15 protein-coding genes are annotated in these 20,816 nt (G+C 62.9%); 10 read left to right on the plus strand and 5 right to left on the minus strand.

The annotated features are described in order from the left end of the window. Positions 1-18: 18 nt before the first annotated feature. The 4 genes from RX328_RS04285 to RX328_RS04300 all read left to right on the plus strand — a co-directional run bounded on the left by RX328_RS04285 (position 19) and on the right by RX328_RS04300 (position 4,075). Positions 19-792, plus strand: a complete 774-nt coding sequence (locus tag RX328_RS04285; protein WP_213248574.1) for an SDR family NAD(P)-dependent oxidoreductase — start codon at positions 19-21, stop codon at positions 790-792. Positions 793-1,007: 215 nt separating this feature from the next. Continuing rightward, a complete protein-coding gene (glpK, locus tag RX328_RS04290) occupies positions 1,008-2,510 on the plus strand; it encodes a glycerol kinase GlpK (RefSeq protein ID WP_213248572.1) in 1,503 nt (500 codons plus the stop codon). Positions 2,511-2,516: 6 nt separating this feature from the next. Next, the gene (locus RX328_RS04295) at positions 2,517-3,110 is read left to right on the plus strand and encodes a GNAT family N-acetyltransferase (RefSeq protein WP_213248570.1); all 594 of its coding nucleotides are present in this window, start codon (positions 2,517-2,519) and stop codon (positions 3,108-3,110) included. A gap of 338 nt (positions 3,111-3,448) precedes the next feature. Next, entirely contained in the window at positions 3,449-4,075 is a 627-nt protein-coding gene (locus tag RX328_RS04300; RefSeq protein WP_213248846.1) for a glutathione S-transferase family protein, read from the plus strand. A gap of 209 nt (positions 4,076-4,284) precedes the next feature. Here the strand turns inward: RX328_RS04300 and maiA are convergent, their stop codons facing one another. The 3 genes from maiA to metF all read right to left on the minus strand — a co-directional run bounded on the left by maiA (position 4,285) and on the right by metF (position 9,892). Continuing rightward, positions 4,285-4,944, minus strand: coding sequence for a maleylacetoacetate isomerase (gene maiA, locus RX328_RS04305; protein WP_213248568.1), 660 nt, complete (start codon positions 4,942-4,944; stop codon positions 4,285-4,287). Between the two features lie 162 nt (positions 4,945-5,106). Beyond that, a complete protein-coding gene (metH, locus tag RX328_RS04310) occupies positions 5,107-8,973 on the minus strand; it encodes a methionine synthase (RefSeq protein ID WP_213248844.1) in 3,867 nt (1,288 codons plus the stop codon). A gap of 4 nt (positions 8,974-8,977) precedes the next feature. Continuing rightward, the gene (gene metF, locus RX328_RS04315; protein WP_213248566.1) at positions 8,978-9,892 is read right to left on the minus strand and encodes a methylenetetrahydrofolate reductase [NAD(P)H]; all 915 of its coding nucleotides are present in this window, start codon (positions 9,890-9,892) and stop codon (positions 8,978-8,980) included. A gap of 378 nt (positions 9,893-10,270) precedes the next feature. Between metF and RX328_RS04320 the strand changes: the two genes are divergently transcribed. Then, a complete protein-coding gene (locus RX328_RS04320; protein ID WP_213248564.1) occupies positions 10,271-11,290 on the plus strand; it encodes an LLM class flavin-dependent oxidoreductase in 1,020 nt (339 codons plus the stop codon). 765 nt (positions 11,291-12,055) lie between these two features. Here the strand turns inward: RX328_RS04320 and RX328_RS04325 are convergent. Then, on the minus strand, positions 12,056-12,916 hold the full coding sequence (locus RX328_RS04325) for a prephenate dehydratase (RefSeq protein WP_213248562.1): 861 nt from the start codon (positions 12,914-12,916) through the stop codon (positions 12,056-12,058). 35 nt (positions 12,917-12,951) lie between these two features. Next, positions 12,952-13,692, minus strand: coding sequence for a 3-deoxy-manno-octulosonate cytidylyltransferase (locus RX328_RS04330; protein WP_213248560.1), 741 nt, complete (start codon positions 13,690-13,692; stop codon positions 12,952-12,954). Positions 13,693-13,891: 199 nt separating this feature from the next. On the opposite strand from RX328_RS04330, the gene RX328_RS04335 reads away from it, so the two are divergent. The 5 genes from RX328_RS04335 to RX328_RS04355 all read left to right on the plus strand — a co-directional run bounded on the left by RX328_RS04335 (position 13,892) and on the right by RX328_RS04355 (position 20,813). After that, positions 13,892-14,443, plus strand: coding sequence for a c-type cytochrome (locus RX328_RS04335; protein ID WP_213248558.1), 552 nt, complete (start codon positions 13,892-13,894; stop codon positions 14,441-14,443). A 286-nt stretch (positions 14,444-14,729) separates the two neighbouring features. Beyond that, positions 14,730-16,625 carry an extracellular solute-binding protein gene (locus RX328_RS04340; protein WP_213248556.1) on the plus strand — a complete coding sequence of 632 codons (1,896 nt, stop codon included), beginning with the start codon at positions 14,730-14,732 and terminating at the stop codon, positions 16,623-16,625. Positions 16,626-16,639: 14 nt separating this feature from the next. After that, entirely contained in the window at positions 16,640-18,523 is a 1,884-nt protein-coding gene (locus RX328_RS04345; protein ID WP_213248554.1) for an extracellular solute-binding protein, read from the plus strand. Further along, a complete protein-coding gene (locus tag RX328_RS04350; RefSeq protein WP_213248552.1) occupies positions 18,523-19,635 on the plus strand; it encodes a microcin C ABC transporter permease YejB in 1,113 nt (370 codons plus the stop codon). Before RX328_RS04345 ends, RX328_RS04350 begins: the two co-directional genes overlap by 1 nt. After that, positions 19,635-20,813: an ABC transporter permease gene (locus RX328_RS04355; protein ID WP_213248550.1), complete on the plus strand. Its 1,179-nt coding sequence runs from the start codon at positions 19,635-19,637 to the stop codon at positions 20,811-20,813. The genes RX328_RS04350 and RX328_RS04355 overlap by 1 nt, the downstream gene beginning before the upstream one ends. Positions 20,814-20,816: the final 3 nt, after the last annotated feature.

The following is a 20,816-nucleotide window of genomic DNA, read 5'->3' on the forward strand; positions in this document are numbered from 1 at the left end:
TTCAGGGAACAACCAACAATGAAAACCACCCCGTTCGATCTCACCGGCAAGGTCGCCGTCATCACCGGCTCCAGCCGCGGCATCGGCCGCTCCTCCGCTGAGCTGCTCGCTAAACTCGGCGCCAAGGTCGTGATCTCCAGCCGCAAGGCCGACGCCTGCCACGAAGTCGCGGAAGGCATCAAGAAGGCCGGCGGCGACGCCCATGTCATTCCCTGCAACATCTCGCGCCGCGAGGAGGTCGAAGCGCTGATCGCAGGCACCACCAAGCACTACGACAAGGTCGACATCCTCGTCTGCAACGCCGCAGTGAATCCGTATTACGGTCCGCTGCTCGACATCAAGGACGAGGCCTTCGACAAGATCATGGGCAGTAACGTCAAGAGCAACATCTGGCTCTGCGCGCTGGCGATCCCGCAGATGGCGGAGCGCGGCAACGGCTCGGTGGTGATTATCTCCTCCATCGGGGGATTGCGCGGCTCTACCGTGATAGGCGCCTACGGCATTTCGAAAGCGGCAGACTTCGCGCTGTGCCGCAGCCTCGCCGGCGAATGGGGCCCAAAGGGCGTGCGCGTCAATTGCGTGGCGCCGGGTCTGGTCAAAACCGATTTCGCCCGGGCGCTCTGGGAAGATCCCGAAAACCTGAAGCGCCGCACCGCCAGCACGCCGCTGCGGCGGATCGGCGAGCCGGATGAAATCGCAGGTGCCGTGGCCTATCTGGCCTCCGATGCCTCCACTTTCATGACCGGCCAGACCATTGTGGTGGATGGCGGCGTGACGACGGCCTCCGTGTAACCGGTCTCGTGTCCCGGACGCGGTGCAGCGTTCTTCACGCTGCTCCGCAGAGCCGGGACCGATGCTTCGTACCCCAATCATGGGCCCCGGCTTAGCAGCGCACCGCCGGAGTCGCGCGAAGCGCGCTGCGCTGCATCCGGGGCACGGGATATTGACGAACCTCCCCCAATCGGATTGCCTCTCAGCAATCAAAACCTCCCCGGGGAAGCAACGTCATGTCCTTTGTGCTGGCCATCGATCAGGGCACCACGTCTTCGCGCGCCATGGTGTTCCGTGGCGACATCTCCATCGCCGCCACCGCGCAGCAGGAGTTCCCGCAGCATTTTCCGGCGTCCGGCTGGGTCGAGCACGAGCCGGAGGACATCTGGACGTCGACGGTGACGGTCTGCCGCGAGGCGCTGGAAAAGGCCGGCCTGAAAGCAAAAGACATCGCGGCGATCGGCATTACCAACCAGCGCGAGACCACGGTGGTGTGGGACCGCGCCACGGGGCAGGCCGTGCACCGCGCCATCGTTTGGCAGGATCGTCGCACCGCTGACATGTGCGCCAAGCTCAAGGTTGAAGGCCATGAGCCTGCGATCTCGGCCAAGACCGGCCTGATCATCGATCCCTATTTCTCCGGCACCAAGGTCGCCTGGATCCTCGACCACGTGCCGGGTGCGCGCGAACGCGCCGGGCGCAGCGAACTGATGTTCGGCACCGTCGATTGCTATCTGCTGTGGCGCCTGACCGGCGGCAAGGTGCACGCCACCGACGCCACCAACGCCTCACGTACGCTGCTGTTCAACATTCACACCGGCGACTGGGACGACGAGCTCTTGAAGCTGTTGCGCGTGCCGCGCTCGATGCTGCCGGAGGTCAAGGACTCCTCCGCCAAATTCGGTGAATCCGTGCCCAACTTGTTCGGCAGCCCGATCGCGATATCCGGCATCGCCGGCGACCAACAGGCAGCGACCATCGGCCAGGCCTGCTTCACGCCCGGCATGATCAAGTCGACCTACGGCACCGGCTGTTTCGCGTTGCTCAACACCGGCACGACGCCGGTCGCCTCGAAGAACAAGCTGCTCACCACCATCGCCTATCAATTGAACGGCAGACGCACCTACGCGCTCGAAGGCTCGATCTTCGTCGCCGGAAGCGCCGTGCAATGGCTGCGCGACGGCCTCGGCATCATCAAGCAGGCGTCCGAAACCGGCCCGCTCGCCGACAAATCGGACTCGATGCAGAGCGTCTATCTGGTGCCGGCCTTCGTTGGCCTCGGCGCGCCCTACTGGAATCCCCGCGTGCGCGGCGCGCTGTTCGGCCTGACCCGCAATACCGGCCCGGCCGAACTCGCGCATGCCGCGCTCGAAAGTGTCTGCTACCAGACCTTCGACCTCTGGGCCGCAATGCGCGCCGATTGGCCGGACGCAACCGCCGCCAACATCGTGCTCCGCGTCGACGGCGGCATGACGGCGTCTGACTGGACCATGCAGCGCCTCGCAGACTTGCTGGATGCACCGGTCGACCGGCCGATGATCCAGGAAACCACGGCGTTAGGCGCGGCTTATCTCGCGGGACTGAACGCCGGCGTTTATCCTGAGCCGACCAAGTTCGCCGACAACTGGCGCCTCGAACACCGCTTCAAGCCGGCGATGAGCGAGGCGACGCGGGAGCGGAAGCTGGCGGGATGGGCAAGGGCGGTGAAGGGCGTGCTCGCGAGCGATGAAGGGGAGTGACGTCAGTTGATAGTGCCCGACGGCTATTCGGACGTTCCCGCCGGCAAGATCGCCGCTATCGTCACGCATCTGGAGATGACTGAACGGCCCGCGCCGCGTTCCGATCCCCCCGGCGCATGGTCGCTGCGCCGGGTGGAGATGCCGCCGCTCGATTGGTTTCGCGATCTCTATCGTCGCGTTGGCGAGGAATGGCTGTGGTTCTCGCGAATACAGATGCCCGACGCCGAACTCGCGGCGCGGCTCCATTCGCCGCCGCTCGAAGTCTACGCGCTAGTGGATAACGGCCGCGACGAGGGCCTGTTAGAGCTGGATTTTCGCGAGGCCGGCCAATGCGAGATCGGCATGTTCGGCGTCACCGCAAAACTGGTCGGCACCGGTGCCGGCCGCTGGCTGATGAATCACGCGCTGGAAATCGCCTGGTCGCGGCCGATCACACGCCTCTGGCTGCACACCTGCACCTTCGATCATCCAGCCGCGCTCGCCTTCTACCAGCGCTCGGGCTTTCGTGCCTTCCGGCGGCAGATCGAGGTCGCCGACGATCCCCGGCTCGACGGCACCGCGTCGCGCAACGTGGCGCGGCATGTGCCGGTGATTGAGTGAAGCGCCAAAGCGTCCTCATCCTCGGCCGTCATCGCCGCGAAAGCGGGATCCAGTATTCCAGAGACGTTACGACAGAACCGAGACGCTGCGGCGTACTGGATACTCCGCTTTCGCGGAGTATGACGACTTGTGGGTGGATTCGTCAGAGCATTCCCTAAGACACCTCCTGCTTCGCCCGTTGCATTATTGACCAACGTACTTAGGATGGTGTGCAGCGCAACACCGACCCAGCATGTCATGCCCGGGCTTGACCCGGGCATCCATCACTCTTCGGAGGAATCTTTCCAACGAGGATGGAAGGCCGGGTCAAGCCCGGCCATGACGAGCAGAGAGAAACCATGATCCTGATCGGCCAATTCGACTCCCCCTTCGTCCGCCGCGTCGCCATCGCGATGCGGCTCTATGGCATCGACTTCGAGCACAAGCCGTGGTCGACCTTCGGCGATGCCGACAAAATCGCGGCCCACAATCCGCTGCGGCGGGTGCCGACGCTGGTGCTGGATAGCGGCGAGGCGCTGATCGAGAGCGCGATGATCCTGGACTATCTCGACGACCGCGTCGGGCCCGAGCAGGCGATGATCGCGCGGAGCGGCGAGGCGCGCTGGCGGCATTTGCGGATTTGCGCGCTGGCGATGGGGCTTGGCGACAAGGGTGTCAGCCTGTTGTACGAGCGCGTGCTGCGTAAGGAGCAGCTCGATCTCTGGGTCGAGCGCTGCAAGGCGCAGATCGCGGGCGTGCTGGAGGTGCTGGAGAAGGAGCGCGCCGCGGTCAAGACGCCGTACTGGTTCGGCGAAAACATCGGCCATGCCGATATCGCGGTCGCCTGCGTGCTGCGTTTCGTCGGCGAGGCGCATTCGGAGCTGTTCGACGCCAGCTATCGGGCGCTGAAAGCGCATTCCGCCGCTTGCGAGGCGATGCCGCCGTTTAAGGAAATCGTGCAGCCGCTGGCCCCGCCGAAGGGGTGATTGAGCTGCACGGGGCCGCGCCCGGCCACGGCCGCGGAGCCAGCCCGATCCTACTTTGCATGGGGTTGTTTTCGCGATTTTTTCAGCAGTCGCTGGCCCCGCCGAAGGGGTGAGGGGCTTTCGTAGGGTGGGCAAAGCGCAGCGTCCCCACCATCCAGGATGGTCTGCCGATAAATGGTGGGCACGGCGCAAGCGCGCCTTTGCCCACCCTACTTCTGCCGCATCGTCTCCGGTGTGTCCGGCTGCGCCATCGGATGCGCTTTTGCAAACGTCGGCAGCGCCATCGACGTTTCGAAAATGCGCTTCACGGTCGGATAAGTCGTCAGATTGACCTGTTGGTTCAGCGCCACAGTGACATGGCCGACCATGCAGATGTCGGCGATTGTCGGCGCATCGCCATGGCAGAATTCGCCGGTGTCCTTGTTATCAGCGAGATGCCCCTCTAGCGCCGCCAGCGTTTCGACGATCCAGTGCCGTCGCCATGCCGCCTGCTGGGCGTCGCGCAGGTTCAGCTCGTGATCGAGATAGCGCCGCACCCGCGGCGTCAGCAGCGGATGGCCCTCACAGGCGACCATCAGCGCCAGCGCGCGGACGCGGGCGCGGCCGGCGAGGTCGGCGGGCAGCAGCGGCGGGGTGGGGTATTTCTCGTCGAGATATTCGAGGATGGCGAGCGACTGGAACAGCGTGGTGCCGTCATCTTCGACCAGCGCCGGCAGCACCATCTGCGGGTTGATCCGGCGATATTCGGGATCGCGATGCGCGTTGGCATCGATGTCGACGAAGATCACTTCAGCCGGCACATTTTTCAGATTGAGCGCGATGCGAACGCGAAAGCTCGCCAGCGATCGCCAGAAGGAGAAGAACTTCATGGGGCCTCCGCACTTCTCTTCCCCTCTCCCCTTGTGGGAGAGGGTGGATCAATCGTGCGAAGCGCGATTGAGACGGGTGAGGGGTTCTCTCCGCGGATAAAACCCCTCATCCGGCGCTTCGCGCCACCTTCTCCCACAAGGGGAGAAGGGAAGAAAGCGGTTCTACGCCCCCACCGCCTTCTTCCGCCAGGCCAGATGCACCGCGCAGGCGCAGCCGGGCGGGTGCGAGGTCAAATCCTTGGAGGTCACGTCATTGGCGGGAACGGCCGCGATCGGCGCTGGTTCTCTCGCTGCCGCCTGCTCCTGCGATGGGATATAATTCAGCACCGGGGCCAGCCAGCGCTCGGTCTCGGCGACGCTCATGCCCTTGCGCACGGCATAGTCCTCGACCTGGTCGCGCTCGATCTTGCCGACACCGAAATAGAAGCTCTCGGGATGGGAGAAATAAAGTCCTGACACCGACGAGCCGGGCCACATCGCAAAGCTCTCGGTCAACTTCACACCGGCTGTCTTCTCTGCATCGAGCAGGCGGAACAGCGTCGCCTTCTCGGTATGATCCGGCTGCGCGGGATAGCCGGGCGCCGGGCGGATGCCGGCATATTGCTCCAGGATCAACTGGTCGGAGGTCAGTGCCTCGTCCGGCGCGTAACCCCAGAATTCCTTGCGGACGCGCTGATGCATCCGCTCGGCAAAGGCTTCCGCGAGGCGATCGGCCAGCGCCTTGCACAGGATCGAGGAGTAATCGTCATTGGCGTTCTTGAAGCGATCGGCCACCGCATCCTCGCCGATTCCTGCCGTGACGACAAAGCCACCGATATAATCTGATACGCCCGACGACGCAGGCGCGATGAAATCCGACAATGCGGCGTTGAAGCGGCCTTCGCGCTTCTCCAACTGCTGGCGCAGCGTATGGAACGTCGCGATCTTCCGCTTGCGGCTGTCGTCGGCATAAACCGCGATATCGTCGCCCTCCGCATTGGCCGGCCAGAAGCCGACGGTAGCGCGCGCTGTGAACCATTTCTCCTTGATGATGCGCTCCAGCATCTTGCGTGCGTCGTCATAGAGCGAGCGCGCGACCTCGCCGATCTTGGGGTCATCGAGAATGGCCGGGAAGCGCCCGGTCAATTCCCAGGTCTGGAAGAACGGCGTCCAGTCGATGTACTCGGCAAGTTCGGCTAAATCGTAGGCGTCAAAACTCTTGAGGCCGAGGAACGAGGGCTTCTTCGGCGGGGCCTTGGCAAAATCGGCCTTGACCGCGTTGGCACGGGCATCCGCCAGCTTCAGCCGCTTCTTGTCGGCCTGCGCGCGCAGATGCGCCGCGGAAATCTTGGCGTATTCGGCGCGGATGCCGGCGGCATAGGCCTCGCGCTTGTCGGGTGAGAGCAGCGAGGACGCCACGCCCACCGCGCGGCTTGCGTCGTTGACATGCACCACCGGACCGCCCTTGTAGTTCGGGTCGATCTTCACGGCAGTATGGACCCGGCTGGTGGTGGCGCCGCCAATCAACAGCGGCATCTTCATACCCTGCCGTTCCATTTCGCCGGCCAGAAAACTCATCTCGTCGAGCGAGGGCGTGATCAGGCCCGATAGCCCGATGATGTCGGCGCCCTCGGCTTTCGCCGTCTCGATGATCTTGGTCGCGGGTACCATGACGCCGAGATCGATCACCTCAAAATTGTTACATTGCAGCACGATACCGACGATGTTCTTGCCGATGTCGTGGACGTCGCCCTTGACGGTCGCCAGGACGATCTTGCCGGCGGCGCTGCGGCCGTCACCGGTCACGCCATTGGCGAGGTTGCGCGCCTTCTCCTCTTCCATGAACGGCATCAGATAGGCGACCGCCTGCTTCATCACGCGCGCGGACTTCACCACCTGCGGCAGGAACATCTTGCCGTCGCCGAAGAGGTCGCCGACGATATTCATGCCGGCCATCAGCGGCCCTTCGATCACATTCAGCGGACGCTCGACCAAGAGCCGCGCGGCCTCGGTGTCTTCCTCGATGAATTCAGTGATGCCGTGCACCAGCGCGTGGCTCAGCCGCTTTTCGACGGGCCATTCGCGCCAGGCGAGATCCTGCTCCTTGCTCTGCTTCTCCTTGCCGCGGAATTTTTCGGCGAGCGCCAGCAGCCGCTCGGACGCGCCGGGGTCACGGTTGAGAATGACGTCTTCGCACACCTGCCGCAGCTCGGCATCGATGTCGTCATAAACGATCATCTGGCCGGCATTGACGATGCCCATGTCCATGCCGGCATGGATGGCGTGATACAGAAACACCGAGTGCATCGCCTCGCGCACCGGCTCGTTGCCACGGAACGAGAACGACAGGTTGGAGACGCCGCCGGAAATATGCGCGCCCGGCAGGTTCTGGCGGATCCAGCGCGTCGCCTCGATGAAGTCGACGCCGTAATTGTTGTGCTCTTCAAGGCCCGTCGCGATCGCAAAGATATTGGGATCGAAGATGATATCCTCAGGGGGAAAGCCGACCTCGTTGACGAGGATGTCGTAGGCGCGCTTGCAGATCTCGGTCTTGCGCGCGAACGTGTCGGCCTGGCCGATCTCGTCGAACGCCATCACCACGACGGCCGCGCCATGGCGGCGCGCGATGCGGGCCTCGTGGATGAATTTCTCCACGCCTTCCTTCATCGATATCGAGTTTACGACCGGCTTGCCCTGGACGCATTTCAGGCCGGCCTCGATCACGTTGAATTTCGAGGAGTCGACCATCACGGGCACGCGCGCGATATCGGGCTCGGCGGCGACGAGGTTGAGGAACGTCACCATGGCGGCTTCGGAATCGAGCAGACCCTCGTCCATATTGACGTCGATGATCTGGGCGCCGTTCTCAACCTGGTCGCGCGCCACCTGCAGGGCCGCAGTGTAATCGCCCGCGGTGATCAGCTTGCGGAATTTCGCCGAGCCGGTGACGTTGGTGCGCTCGCCGACGTTCACGAAAGGGATCGCGGGCGTCAGCTCGAACGGCTCGAGGCCCGACAGCCGCAGCCGCGGCTCGATCACAGGCACGATACGCGGCTTGTGCGGGGCGACCGCGGCAGCTATCGCGGCGATATGGTCGGGCGTGGTGCCGCAGCAGCCGCCGACGATGTTGACGAGGCCCGCTTCGGCGAACTCGCCGATCAGCCGCGCCATGTAATCCGGCGTCTCGTCGTACTGGCCGAACTCGTTGGGCAGGCCGGCATTCGGATAGGCGCACACCAGCGTGTCGGCGACACGGCCGATATCGGCGATATGGGCACGCAGGTCTTCCGCGCCGAGCGCGCAGTTGAAGCCGACGGTGATCGGCTTGGCGTGGCGGATCGAATTCCAGAACGCTTCCGGTAATTGCCCGGAGAGTAGGCGGCCGGATTTGTCGGTGATGGTGCCGGAGATCATCACGGGCACGTCGATGCCGCGTTCTTCCGTGATCTCCGAAATCGCGTAAAGCGCCGCCTTGGCGTTCAGCGTGTCGAAAATGGTTTCGACCAGCAGCAGGTCAGCGCCCCCGTCGAGCAGGCCGTTGACCTGTTCGCCATAGGCCTTGCGCAGATCGTCGAAGGTGACGGCGCGGTAGCCGGGATTGGAAACGTCGGGCGAGATCGAGGCGGTGCGGTTGGTCGGGCCCAGCGCGCCGGCAACGAAGCGCTGTTTGCCGTCCTCGGCCGAGACGCGCTCGGCGGCGGCGCGGGCAAGCCTGGCGCCATCGCGGTTTAGTTCATAGGCGAGGTCCGACATGTCGTAGTCGGCCTGCGCAATCGAGGTGGACGAAAACGTATTGGTCGCGACGATGTCGGCGCCGGCGCGCAGATAGGCGGCGTGGATGTCTTCGATCGCCTTCGGCTGCGTCAGTATCAGGAGGTCGTTGTTGCCCCTGATATCGCGATGGAAGTCCTTGAAACGCTCGCCGCGAAACGCGGCTTCGTCGAACTGCAGGCCCTGGATCATGGTGCCCATGGCGCCGTCAAGCACCAGGATGCGCTCGCGGGCGGCGGCGAGCAGGGCGGTTCGCTTCGGCGAAATCGAAGAAATCATCGGATCAGGCGGCTTTCTGTGCGCCATTGGGGCGAATGCCCAGCAAATGGCTGATCGCGAACACGAGGTCCGCGCGGTTCATGGTGTAGAAGTGAAAGGTATCGACGCCGTGCTTGGCGAGCTTGTGCACCTGGCCGGCGGCGACGGTGGCGGCCACCAGCTTGCGCGTCTCGGCGTCGTCGTCGAGTCCCTCGAACTTCTCCGCCAGCCAGTCCGGCACGGTCGTGCCGGCGCGGGTCACAAAACTGCGCGCCTGCTTGAAATTGTGCATGGGCATGATGCCGGGGACGACCGGGATGTCGATGCCGCGGGCGCGGACGCGGTCGAGGTAGCGGAAGTAGAGGTCGTTATCGAAGAAAACCTGGGTGATGGCCCGCGCCGCGCCGGCGTCGACCTTTGCCTTTAGTGTATCGATATCGGCATCGATCGTCGGGCTCTCCGGATGTTTTTCCGGATAGGCCGACACCGAGATTTCGATATCGGGGTAGCGCTTCTTGATGCCCGCGATCAGGTCGGGCGAACTTTGATAGCCGTCCGGATGCGCGTGATAGGCAGTGCCGATGCCGGTGGTTGGATCGCCGCGCAGCGCTACGATGTGGCGGACGCCGATCTCGTGATAGCGCGCCACTACGTCGTCGATCTCGCCCTTCGGCGCGCCGACGCAGGTCAGGTGCGCGGCAGGCGTTAGGCGCGTCTCTTTCAGGATGCGGGCAATGGTCGAATGGGTCCGCTCGCGGGTCGATCCCCCGGCGCCATAGGTCACCGAGACGAAATTGGGCGCGAGCGGCGCCAGCCGGTTGATGGTCTCCCACAAGCTCCGCTCCATCTCTTCGGTCTTGGGCGGAAAGAACTCAAAGGAGATCTTTGGCGAATGCAGCGCGCGATGGCCGTCCAAAGCGGGGGGCGTAACCTCGGTCATGGCACTTCACAAAGCTCCGAAACTATGGGCGGACGTCAGCCGTAGCGACGAGGAGCTAAAATAAGCGAAACAGGGCTGACCAAACAGCCCATTCGAGATGGGAAATAGCCCAATATTGGCAAAGTATATGAAACTATGCCTTAGCTGAAGGTGTAGTTGGGCTGAGTTGGCAGAAATTTATTTAGTAAATACAATGAGGTGGAAGAATGATTATCACCTGCGGGCATGTTTGTGGTTGGGCAACGGTAAACAATAGCGAACTTGTCACATTTCGTCCCACTCCAGCGCTGGGATGTGGCGCTCTTTCCCCACAAGTGCGGGCCTGCTCTGCGCCGGCCAGGCCTTTGTCGCCTCCGGTTGCCGCACTAGTTTAGCGCCATGATCCAGCTTTCCGTCCTCGACCTCTCCGTCGTCACCACAGGCACAAGACCCGCCGCCGCGTTGCAGAACAGCATCGATCTGGCGCGTCATGTCGATGGGCTCGGCTATGTGCGCTACTGGCTCGCCGAGCACCACAATCTGGCGTCGGTGGCGAGCCCCGCGCCTGATTTGATGATCGGGCAGATCGCCGCGGTGACCAAAAACATCCGCGTCGGCTCCGGCGGCGTGATGCTGCCCAACCACGCGCCGCTGGTCGTGGCCGAGCGCTTCAAGATGCTGGAGGCGCTGTTTCCCGGCCGCATCGATCTCGGCCTCGGCCGCGCGCCCGGCACTGACGGCGCCACCGCTCACGCGCTGCGCAGCCGGCTCGACCGCCGCGAGGGCGACGATTTTCTCGAACGGCTGAGCGAACTGGTGTTGTGGGAGACCCGCGGCTTTCCCGCCGGCCATCCCTACAACAATGTGGTGGCGATGCCGGACGACACGCCGCTGCCGCCGATCTGGCTGCTCGGCTCCTCCGACTACAGTTCGGAACTGGCGGCGCAGGTCGGCATGGGCTTCGCATTCGCGCACCACTTTGCCTCCTATGACGCGATCGCGGCGATGACGAACTACCGCAGCCACTTCAAGCCGTCCGGCTGGCGGGAGACCCCGCACGGCATTCTCGCTGTCGCAGCGGTCGCCGCCGAAACCGATACGGAAGCCGAAAGGCTCGCTTCGTCCATGGACCTCAACCGTCTGCGCCGCGACCGCGGGCAATACTTGCCATTGCCGAGCGTCGAGGAAGCGCTGGCCTATGACTACTCCGACGCCGAGCGCGCCTCGGTCATGCGTAACCGCTCACGGCTGTTCGTCGGCAGCCCGGCGACCATCATGGCGAAGCTGCAGCCGATGATTGCGGCTAGCCAGCCGGACGAGCTGATGATCATCACCGCTGTGTATGACCACGACGCGCGCAAGAAGTCGTATAGTCTCTTGGCGGACGCGTTCGGGCTGAGCAAGAAAGCCGCCGCCTAGATCGTGATGACTTTTCTGCGAATCTATATCTCATTCTTTGAGCATTCCTGATCTGCAGCCTGCGTTTGTTCGAGGCTCAGAAGCAACCAAGCGTTGTCAAAGAAGTTGTTGAAGTCTCCAGCCAAAGGAGACAAGCCATGGAACTGAAATCTGCAGTTGTTGGGTTGGCCGCCCTCGGCGGCGCTATCCTCGCCGTCGGCTCAGCTTCCGCCGCGATGCCGAACGGGCCTTCCGCATGCCGACCAGATCTCGCGCCAAGCTACTGATGTCGAGCCGGTCCGCTGGGTCTGCAACGCCTGGGGTCGCTGCTGGTGGCGTCCTGGTCCGAGATGGGGCGCCTATGGCGCTTGGGGTCCGCGCCCCATGTGGCGTCCGGGATGGCGCGGCGCCTACGCTTGGGGCCCCAGGCCAGTTTGGGGCCCGCGCCCGGTGTGGGGTCCGCGCCCCGTGTGGGGTCCGCGTCCAGGGTGGGGCTGGAACGGCCGGTGGTGATCGGAGAGGGGCGTACGCCGGCTGATAACGCCGCGAGTACCGCTTTCATAATATCCGTATCCGCTTAGAGCTTTAGCCGATCTGGCTGCTCCGCTCCTTGGGCTGAACAAGAAAGTGGCGGCCTAACCGCTCTCCGTTCCCCGGACGCAGCGCAGCGCGCCGCGCTTTGCGGCGTGGTGCGCTGCAGAGCCGGGGCCCAGTATCCGCGGTGAGATAGATCGCGGCTCTGCGGAGCAGCGCCAAGCGCTGCACCGCGTCCGGGACGCGAGAGCTCTAGTCCAGCTTCTCGCTAAAGGTTGCCCGGAACGGATGCGCCGGATAGACGCCGACGATGCGGAACTCGCGCGAGAAGAATTTCAGTTCCTCCAGCGCAAAGGCGAGGCCCTTGTCGTCGGGATGGCCGTCGACGTCGGCGTAAAATTGCGTCGCAAAGAAATTGCCGTCGACCATGTAGCTTTCCAGCTTGGTCATGTTGACGCCGTTGGTGGCAAAGCCGCCGAGCGCCTTGTAGAGCGCGGCGGGCAAATTGCGCACCCGGAAAACAAAAGTGGTGACCAGCGGGCCCGAGCCTTGTTTCGCCCAGTCGGCCTCGCGGGCCAGCACCACGAAACGGGTGGTATTGTGGGCCTCGTCCTCGACGTCCTCGGCAAGAACATCGAGGCCGTAGATCTGCGCCGCCAGGCGGGACGCGATGGCGGCGACGCTCTTGTCCTTGCGTTCGGAAACGTCGCGCGCGCTGCCGGCGGTGTCGGCGGCCACGATCGGCTTGATGCCGAGCTTGCGGATGATGCGCCGGCACTGGCCGAGCGCGTGGACGTGGCTCTCCACCGTCTTGATGTCGGAGAGTTTTGCCCCCTTCGGCGCCATCAATTGATGGCGGACCGGCAAAAACCATTCGCCGACGATGAACAGGCCGGACGCCGGCAGCAAGTGATGGATGTCGGCGACGCGCCCGGCGACCGAATTCTCGATCGGGATCATGCCGAGGTCGGCTTCGCCCGAGGCGATCGCCGACAGCGCGTCCTCGAAGGTCGCGCAGGGCAACGGCTCGGCGTCCGGATAGGCCTCGACAATGGCGATATGGGAGTTGGCGCCAGGTTCGCCCTGGAATGCGATTTTGAGCTTTTTGGTCATGTCTCGGTTTCTCTGGCGGGCCTTTTAGCAGCCGCTCAGCTATTTGCCAGTATCCGGCGGGCGGTTTCGAGGTCGGCCGGGGTATCGACGCCGCGCGGCACGCTATCGACGATGGTGATGTCGATCCGCATCCCGGATTCCAGCGCGCGTAGCTGTTCGAGTTTTTCCTGCTGCTCCAGCGGCGAGGGGGGCAGGGTCACGAACCGCTCCAGCGCGGCGCGGCGGTAGGCATAGAGGCCGATATGGTGGTAGCGCGGTCCGTCACCGTGAGGCGCGGTGGCGCGGGTGAAATACAGCGCACGCAGCCGGTTTGGACCGATCGGTGAGCCGACCGCCTTCACCACGCTCGGCGCCCGGTCTTCCTCCTCGGTGTGGATCTGCGAGGCCAGCGTCGCGATGTCGACCGCAGGGTCATCGAGCGGCGGCAGCGCGGCGCGGATGGTGTCCGGCGCGATCGTGGGAAAGTCGCCCTGCAAATTGACCACGATCTCGGCCCGGCCGGACGGATCCAGCGTCTGCATGGCCTCGTGAATCCGGTCGGAGCCGGAGGGATGGGAGGCGCGGGTCATCACCGCCTCGCCGCCGGCGGCCCTCACCGCGTCGGCGATCTCCGGCGTGTCGGTCGCAACCGCAACCCGGCCGATTTTGGCTTCTTCCGCCCGCCGCAGCACGTGCACGATCATCGGCAGGCCGGCGATATCCAGCAGCGGCTTGCCCGGTAGCCGGGTCGCCGCCATCCGGGCGGGAATCAGCACCAAAATACGGGAATCGGTCATCGTCTGAAGGCCCGGCGGATAGCTGGTTTTGATGGGGATGGGATGAAATTCGGCGCGTTTATACGGGTTGCCAGAGCCCGGGCAAACCGATATCTCAACCCTGCTGAGGGTGCGGCGCGAAAGGCTGATTCCTCACGCGCACCCGCGGCCGTTTTGCCGGCCTTCAGTCGATCTTTCCGGCCTGGAGCCTGATCCCGTTATGGACTCCTTCGAACTTAACAAAATTCTCGGCGCCGTCCTCGGTACCTGCCTTCTTCTCCTGGTGACCAACTTTGCTGCGGAGGCGATCTTTGCGCCGGTGAAGCCGGAAAAGCCGGGCTTAGAAATTGCCGTAAAGGAAGACACTCAGGCTGGTGCAGCCAAGGAAGCCGCCGCGCCGTCCGAGCCGATCGAGAAGCTGCTGCAGACCGCTTCGGTCGAGAAAGGCACAGCCGCCGCCAAGAAATGCGCCGCCTGCCACACGTTTGAGAAGGGCGGCCCCAACCGCGTCGGCCCCAATTTGTACGGTGTCTTGAACGAGCCGAAGGGCCAAGGCCGCGGGGGGTTCAACTTCTCGGCCGCCTTGAAGGCCAAGGGTGGCACCTGGACGTATGAAGATCTCGACAAGTTTCTCGCCAACCCCAAGGCCTTCGTTCCGGGCACGGCGATGGGGTTCGCCGGCATTCCGAAGGACAGCGAGCGCGCCGACGTGATCGCCTATTTGCGCAGCCTTTCCGACAGCCCGGCGCCGCTGCCGACCGCGGCGAAGTAAAATTTCGCCAGTCCTGCAGGGACTTCGCCACGACATGACGGCCAGGCATTGCCTGGCCGTTTGCGCATGAGGGATCGCATTGTCGTGATCGGAGTTGTTACCGGGACTTTTCGCCGCAGCGGCGATGTTCCCAAGCTGCTATCATGAGGAAAAAGCAACGTAATTCGTCGAACCCTTGCCTTATATTGGGTCCTCACTAGCTCGGCCTTGTTGTTTGCGTGGTTCGTGGCAGGGGCGACGAAGTTCGAAACAACGGATACTGGCGTCAGCAACAGGAATTCTGCATTTGGCCATTACCCGACGACATCTTCTCCAGGGCAGCGCAGTTGCCGCTATGGCACCCGCATTGGGGCTGGGCATCTCTGAAATTTCGCCGGCTCACGCACAATCGGGCGCGGGCGAACCGGTCTTTCGGCACGCCCTGTCGCTGTTCGGCGAAATCAAATACCCGGCCGGCTTCAAGCACTTCGACTACGTCAATCCAGAGGCCCCGAAGGGCGGCACCGTACGTCAGATCCAGATCGGGACGTTTGACAACTTCAATCTTGTAGTTGCCGGCGTCAAAGGGGCGCTCGCAGGCGGCGTTCAGCTGATTTACGAATCGCTCATGACGCAGTCACTGGATGAGGTTTCAACCGAGTACGGCGAGCTAGCCGAAGCCGTCAGTCACCCCGAGGATTTCTCCTGGGTCATCTATCGTCTCAGAAGAGAGGCGAAATGGCATGACGGAAAGCCTGTCACGCCTGAGGACGTCATCTTCTCCCTTAATGCGTTCAAGCAACATCATCCGCAGTACTCGGCCTACTACCGCCATGTGGTGAAAGCTGAAAAGGTCGGTGATCGCGACATAAGATTCAGCTTCGATGCGCCAGGCAATCGAGAGCTTCCGCAGATTGTCGGACAGCTCACGATCCTGCCGAAGCATTGGTGGGAGGGTACCGACAGCGAGGGTCGCAAGCGCGATATCGCTGCAACAACGCTGGAGAAGCCGCTGGGCTCGGGCCCCTACCGCATCAAGGAGTTCGTACCGGGAAGGACGATAACGCTGGAGCGGGTGAAGGACCATTGGGGACGCGATTCCAGCACTAATGTCGGCCGCAATAATTTCGACGAACTGCGCCTGGAATATTTCCGGGACTCTACGGTCGCGCTCGAGGCGTTCAAGGGCGACCAGGTCGATTGGCGCACCGAAAACAGCGCCAAGAACTGGGCCACGGCCTACGACTTTCCGGCCGTCCATGACAAGCGCGTGCTGCTTGAGGAATTTCCAAACCGCAGCTCCGGAATTATGCAGGCGTTTGCGCTGAATATCCGGCGTGACCAGTTTAGGGATCCGCGGGTTCGACGTGCGCTGAATTATGCATTCGACTTCGAGGAAATGAACAAGCAGATCTTCTTCGGTCAGTACAAGCGCATCAGCAGCTATTTCGATGGCACTGAACTGGCTTCAAGCGGCCTGCCTGAAGGCAGGGAGCTGGAAATACTCGACGCCGTCCGCGCGGAGGTGCCGCCCGAGGTATTCACGAAGCCCTATACCAATCCCGTCGGCGGCAGTCCCGAAGCGGTTCGCGAAAATCTTCGTGAGGCGCTGCGCTTGCTGAAGGAAGCCGGCTATGAGGTGCGCGAGCGCAAGCTGGTGGATAGCAAGACCGGCGCGCAATTTACGCTCGAATTGCTCGGCGCAGACCCGACCTTCGAACGCGTCATGCTGTTTTTCAAACCTTCTCTGGAGCGGCTAGGTATTGCTGTCAGCGTGCGCACGATCGATCCGACGCAGTATGAAAACCGGCTTCGTAGCTGGGATTTCGATGTGGTGGTCTCGTCGTGGCCGGAATCGTTGTCGCCCGGAAATGAGCAGCGTGAATATTGGGGCTCGCAGGCGGCAGACATGGCCGGCTCGCGCAACATCATCGGCATCAAGAATCCCGCGGTCGACAAATTGATCGAGCGGCTGATCTATGCGAAGGGCCGGGAAGACCTTGTTGCAGCGACCAAGGCGCTCGACCGCGTGCTGCTCTGGAATCATTATGTCGTGCCGCAGTGGAACTATCCCAAGGTTCGTACCGCGCGGTGGGATCGCTTCGGCCGGCCGTCCGAATTGCCGAAGTACGGCTTGTCGGGCTTCCCATCGCTGTGGTGGTACGATGCCGATAAGGCAGCCAAGATCGGCAAGCGCTCTTGAAGGATTTTTCGCGCATGGCGCCATTTTCCCGCCGGCACGTCCTCGGCCTTGGTGGAGGCGCGCTAGGTGTGCTCGTGCTCGGGCCCGCTCGCGCCGCCGATGAGAATGGCGCCGAGGTGCACGGCATCTCGGCGTTCGGCGATCTGAAGTACCCGGCCGGCTTCGAGAACTTCGACTATGTGAATGTCGCGGCCCCCAAGGGCGGTGTGTTTTCGACCATTCCTTCGACGCGCTCCTACAATCAGTCCTACCATACCTTCAATTCGCTCAACGCCTACATCCTCAAGGGCGAGGGCGCGCAGGGCATGGACCTGACCTTCTCAGCGCTGATGGTGCGGGCCGGCGACGAGCCGGATGCGATGTACGGGCTCGTTGCAAAGTCGGTGCGAATTTCGCCGGACAAGCTGATCTACCACTTTACGCTGCGCCCCGAGGCCAAGTTTCATGACGGCTCGAGAATCACGGCGCACGACGTCGCCTGGTCCATCAACACGCTGAAGGCCAAGGGCCATCCGCTAATTCAGGTCCAGATGCGTGACGTCAAGGGCGCCGAGGCGCTCGACGATGCGACCGTGATCGTCACCTTCGCCGAGAAGCGCGCGCGCGACGTGCCGCTCTACGTCGCGGGCCTGCCGATTTTCTCGAAGAAATATTATGAGACGCGGCCCTTCGATGAATCGACGCTGGACACGCCGCTGGGCTCGGGGCCCTACAAGGTTGGCAAGTTCGAGGTCAACCGCTACATCGAATACGAACGGGTCAAGGACTGGTGGGGCGCGAACCTCCCGGTCTGCCGCGGTTACTACAATTACGATGTGGTCCGCTACGAATTCTATCGCGACCGCGACGTTGCCTTCGAAGGCTTTACCGGCAAGAACTATCTATTCCGCGAAGAGTTCACCGCGCGCATCTGGGCGACGCGTTACGATTTCCCCGCGATCAAGGATGGCCGCGTTAAGCGCGAGCAGGTACCGGACGAAAGGCCGTCGGGCGCGCAGGGCTGGTTCATCAATACCCGCCGCGACAAGTTTAGGGATCCCCGCGTGCGCGAGGCGCTGATCAACGCTTTCGATTTCGAGTGGACCAACAAGACCATCATGTACGACGCTTATGCGCGGACGCACTCGCCGTTCCAGAATTCGGACATGATGGCGAAGGGGCCGCCCTCGCCAGACGAGTTGAAGCTGCTCGAGCCATTCCGCGGCCAGGTGCCCGACGAAGTGTTCGGCCAGCCCTACGCGCCCCCGGTTTCGGACGGCTCGGGGCAAGACCGCAACATGCTGCGCAAGGCGCAGCAATTGCTCAACGAAGCCGGCTTCGTCATCAAGGACGGCAAGCGGATGACGCCGAGCGGCGAAGTGTTTCGCATCGAATTCCTGTACGATGAGCCCTCGCTGAATCCGCATCACGCGCCCTATATCAAGAATCTGGGCACGCTCGGCATCGAGGCGAGCCCGCGCCTGGTCGATGCCGTGCAGTACCGCGCGAGGGTGGAAGATTTCGATTTCGACATGACCATCACGCGCTTCTCGATGTCGAGCACGCCGGGCGATGCGATGCGCGCCTTCTTCTCCTCGCATGCCGCCAAGACCAAGGGCTCGTACAATCTCGCGGGCATCGAGAGCCCTGCCATCGACGCGCTGATCGAAAAGATCATTGCGGCGGATACCCGCGCCGAGCTGACGATTGCCTGCCATGCCTTCGACCGCGTTTTTCGCGCCGGGCGCTACTGGGTGCCGCAGTGGTACAACAAGACGCATCGGCTGGCTTACTGGGACGTGTTCGATCGTCCGAAGAACCTGCCGCGTTATCAGATCGATGCATCGGGCTCCGGCGAGCGAGTTATCTGGTGGTATGACGCCGCCAAGGCCGGCAAACTCGAGCAGGCGAAGCAATAATGACCGCCTATATCGCCCGCCGCATCCTGTTGATGTTTCCGACCTTGCTCGGCATCCTCTTCATCTCCTTCGTGGTCGTGCAGTTCGCGCCGGGCGGCCCGGTCGAACGTGTGATCGCACAGCTTTCCGGCGCCGATACCGGCGGCTCCTCGCGCATATCAGGCTCTTCCACCGGTGACTTTGCCGGCCGTACGCCCCAGGCGGGCGCCTCCGCCGATGCTGTCAATTCGAAATACCGCGGCGCGCAGGGGCTCGATCCGGATTTCATCAAGAACCTGGAAAAGCAGTTCGGCTTCGACAAGCCGGCGCATGAGCGCTTTGCGCTGATGGTATGGAATTTCGCCCGCTTCGATTTCGGCAAGAGCTACTTTCGCGACACCACCGTGTTGCAGCTGATCAAGGAGAAGCTGCCGGTCTCGATATCGCTCGGACTCTGGCTGACGCTGCTGACTTATTTGATCTCGATCCCGCTCGGCATCCGCAAGGCGGTGGCGGACGGAACGCGATTTGATACCTGGACTTCTGCCGCTATCATCGTCGGCTTTGCGATCCCCGGTTTCCTGTTCGCGATCCTGCTGATCATCCTGTTTGCCGGCGGTTCATTCTTCAATTGGTTCCCGCTGCGCGGATTGACCTCGGACGGCTGGTCGCAATTCCCCTGGTACTGGAAGATCATCGACTACTTCTGGCACCTCACGCTGCCTTTGATCGCGATGGGTCTCGGCGCCTTTGCCACCATGACGCTACTGACCAAGAACTCGTTCCTTGACGAGATCCGCAAGCAATACGTGATGACCGCGCGCGCAAAGGGCTGCAGCGAGCGGCAGGTGCTTTACGGCCACATCTTCCGCAATGCCATGCTGATCGTGGTCGCAGGCTTTCCCGGTGCGTTCATTGGCGCCTTCTTCTCCGGCTCGCTGCTGATCGAGACCATCTTCTCGCTCGACGGGCTCGGGCTGCTCGGCTTCGAGAGCGTGCTCAACCGCGACTATCCTGTCGTGTTCGGCACGCTGTTCATCTTCTCCCTCGTGGGCCTTGTGGTGGGTCTGATCTCCGACCTCGCCTACATGTGGATCGATCCCCGGATCGATTTTGAGGCGAGGGAAGTCTGATGGCGCTGCTCGCTCCACAACCGGTCGAAACCACCGCGCGGTCGCCGCTTGGCGACGTCGTTCCGGCCACGCAGCACGCGTTCGCGCCATCGCCGCTGAACCGCCGGCGCTGGCAGAACTTCAAGGCGAACCGCCGCGGCTACTGGTCGCTCTGGATATTCCTTGCGCTGTTTGTGATCTCGCTGTTTGCCGAGCTGATCGCCAACGATCGGCCGTTCCTTATCAAGTATGACGGAAAGCTGTATTGGCCGGCGTTTGTCAGCTATTCCGAGACCACTTTCGGCGGCGATTTCGAAACCGCGGCCGACTACCGCGATCCCTATTTGCAAAAGCTGATCGCCGAAAAGGGCGGCACCATCATCTGGCCCTTGATCCGCTATTCCTACTCCACCCACAATCTCGATTTGCCGACGCCGGCGCCGTCGAAGCCGACATGGATGCTGACGGAAGAGCAGTGCAAGCCCGTGGTGGAGAAGAAGGGCCTGAAGAGCTGCAGCGACCTCGAATACAACTGGCTCGGTACCGACGACCAGGGCCGCGACGTGGTGGCGCGACTGATCTACGGTTTTCGCATCTCGGTGCTGTTCGGCCTGACGCTGACCATCCTGTCCTCGATCATCGGCGTCATCGCCGGCGGCGTGCAGGGCTATTTCGGCGGCTGGACCGATCTGATCTTCCAGCGCATCATCGAAATCTGGAGCGCGATTCCCTCGCTCTATCTGCTGCTGATCCTGTCATCGGTGCTGGTGCCCGGCTTCTTCGTACTGCTCGGCATTCTCCTGCTGTTCTCCTGGACCTCGCTGGTTGGCCTGGTTCGCGCGGAATTCTTGCGTGGGCGCAATTTCGAATACATCCAGGCGGCGCGTGCGCTCGGCGTCTCAAATGGCGTGATCATGTTCCGGCATCTGCTGCCGAACGCGATGGTAGCGACCATGACCTTCCTGCCGTTCATCGTGTCGTCCTCGGTGATGACGCTGACCGCGCTCGACTTCCTCGGCTTCGGCCTGCCGCCGGGTTCGCCCTCGCTCGGCGAGCTGCTGTCGCAGGGCAAGTCCAACGTGCAGGCGCCGTGGCTCGGCTTCACCGGCTTCTTCTCGGTCGCGATCATGCTGTCGCTTTTGATCTTCATCGGCGAGGGCGTGCGCGACGCCTTCGATCCGCGCAAGACGTTCCGGTAGAGC

Origin of the sequence: Bradyrhizobium sp. sBnM-33, from assembly GCF_032917945.1 — a bacterium.
Lineage (GTDB): Bacteria > Pseudomonadota > Alphaproteobacteria > Rhizobiales > Xanthobacteraceae > Bradyrhizobium.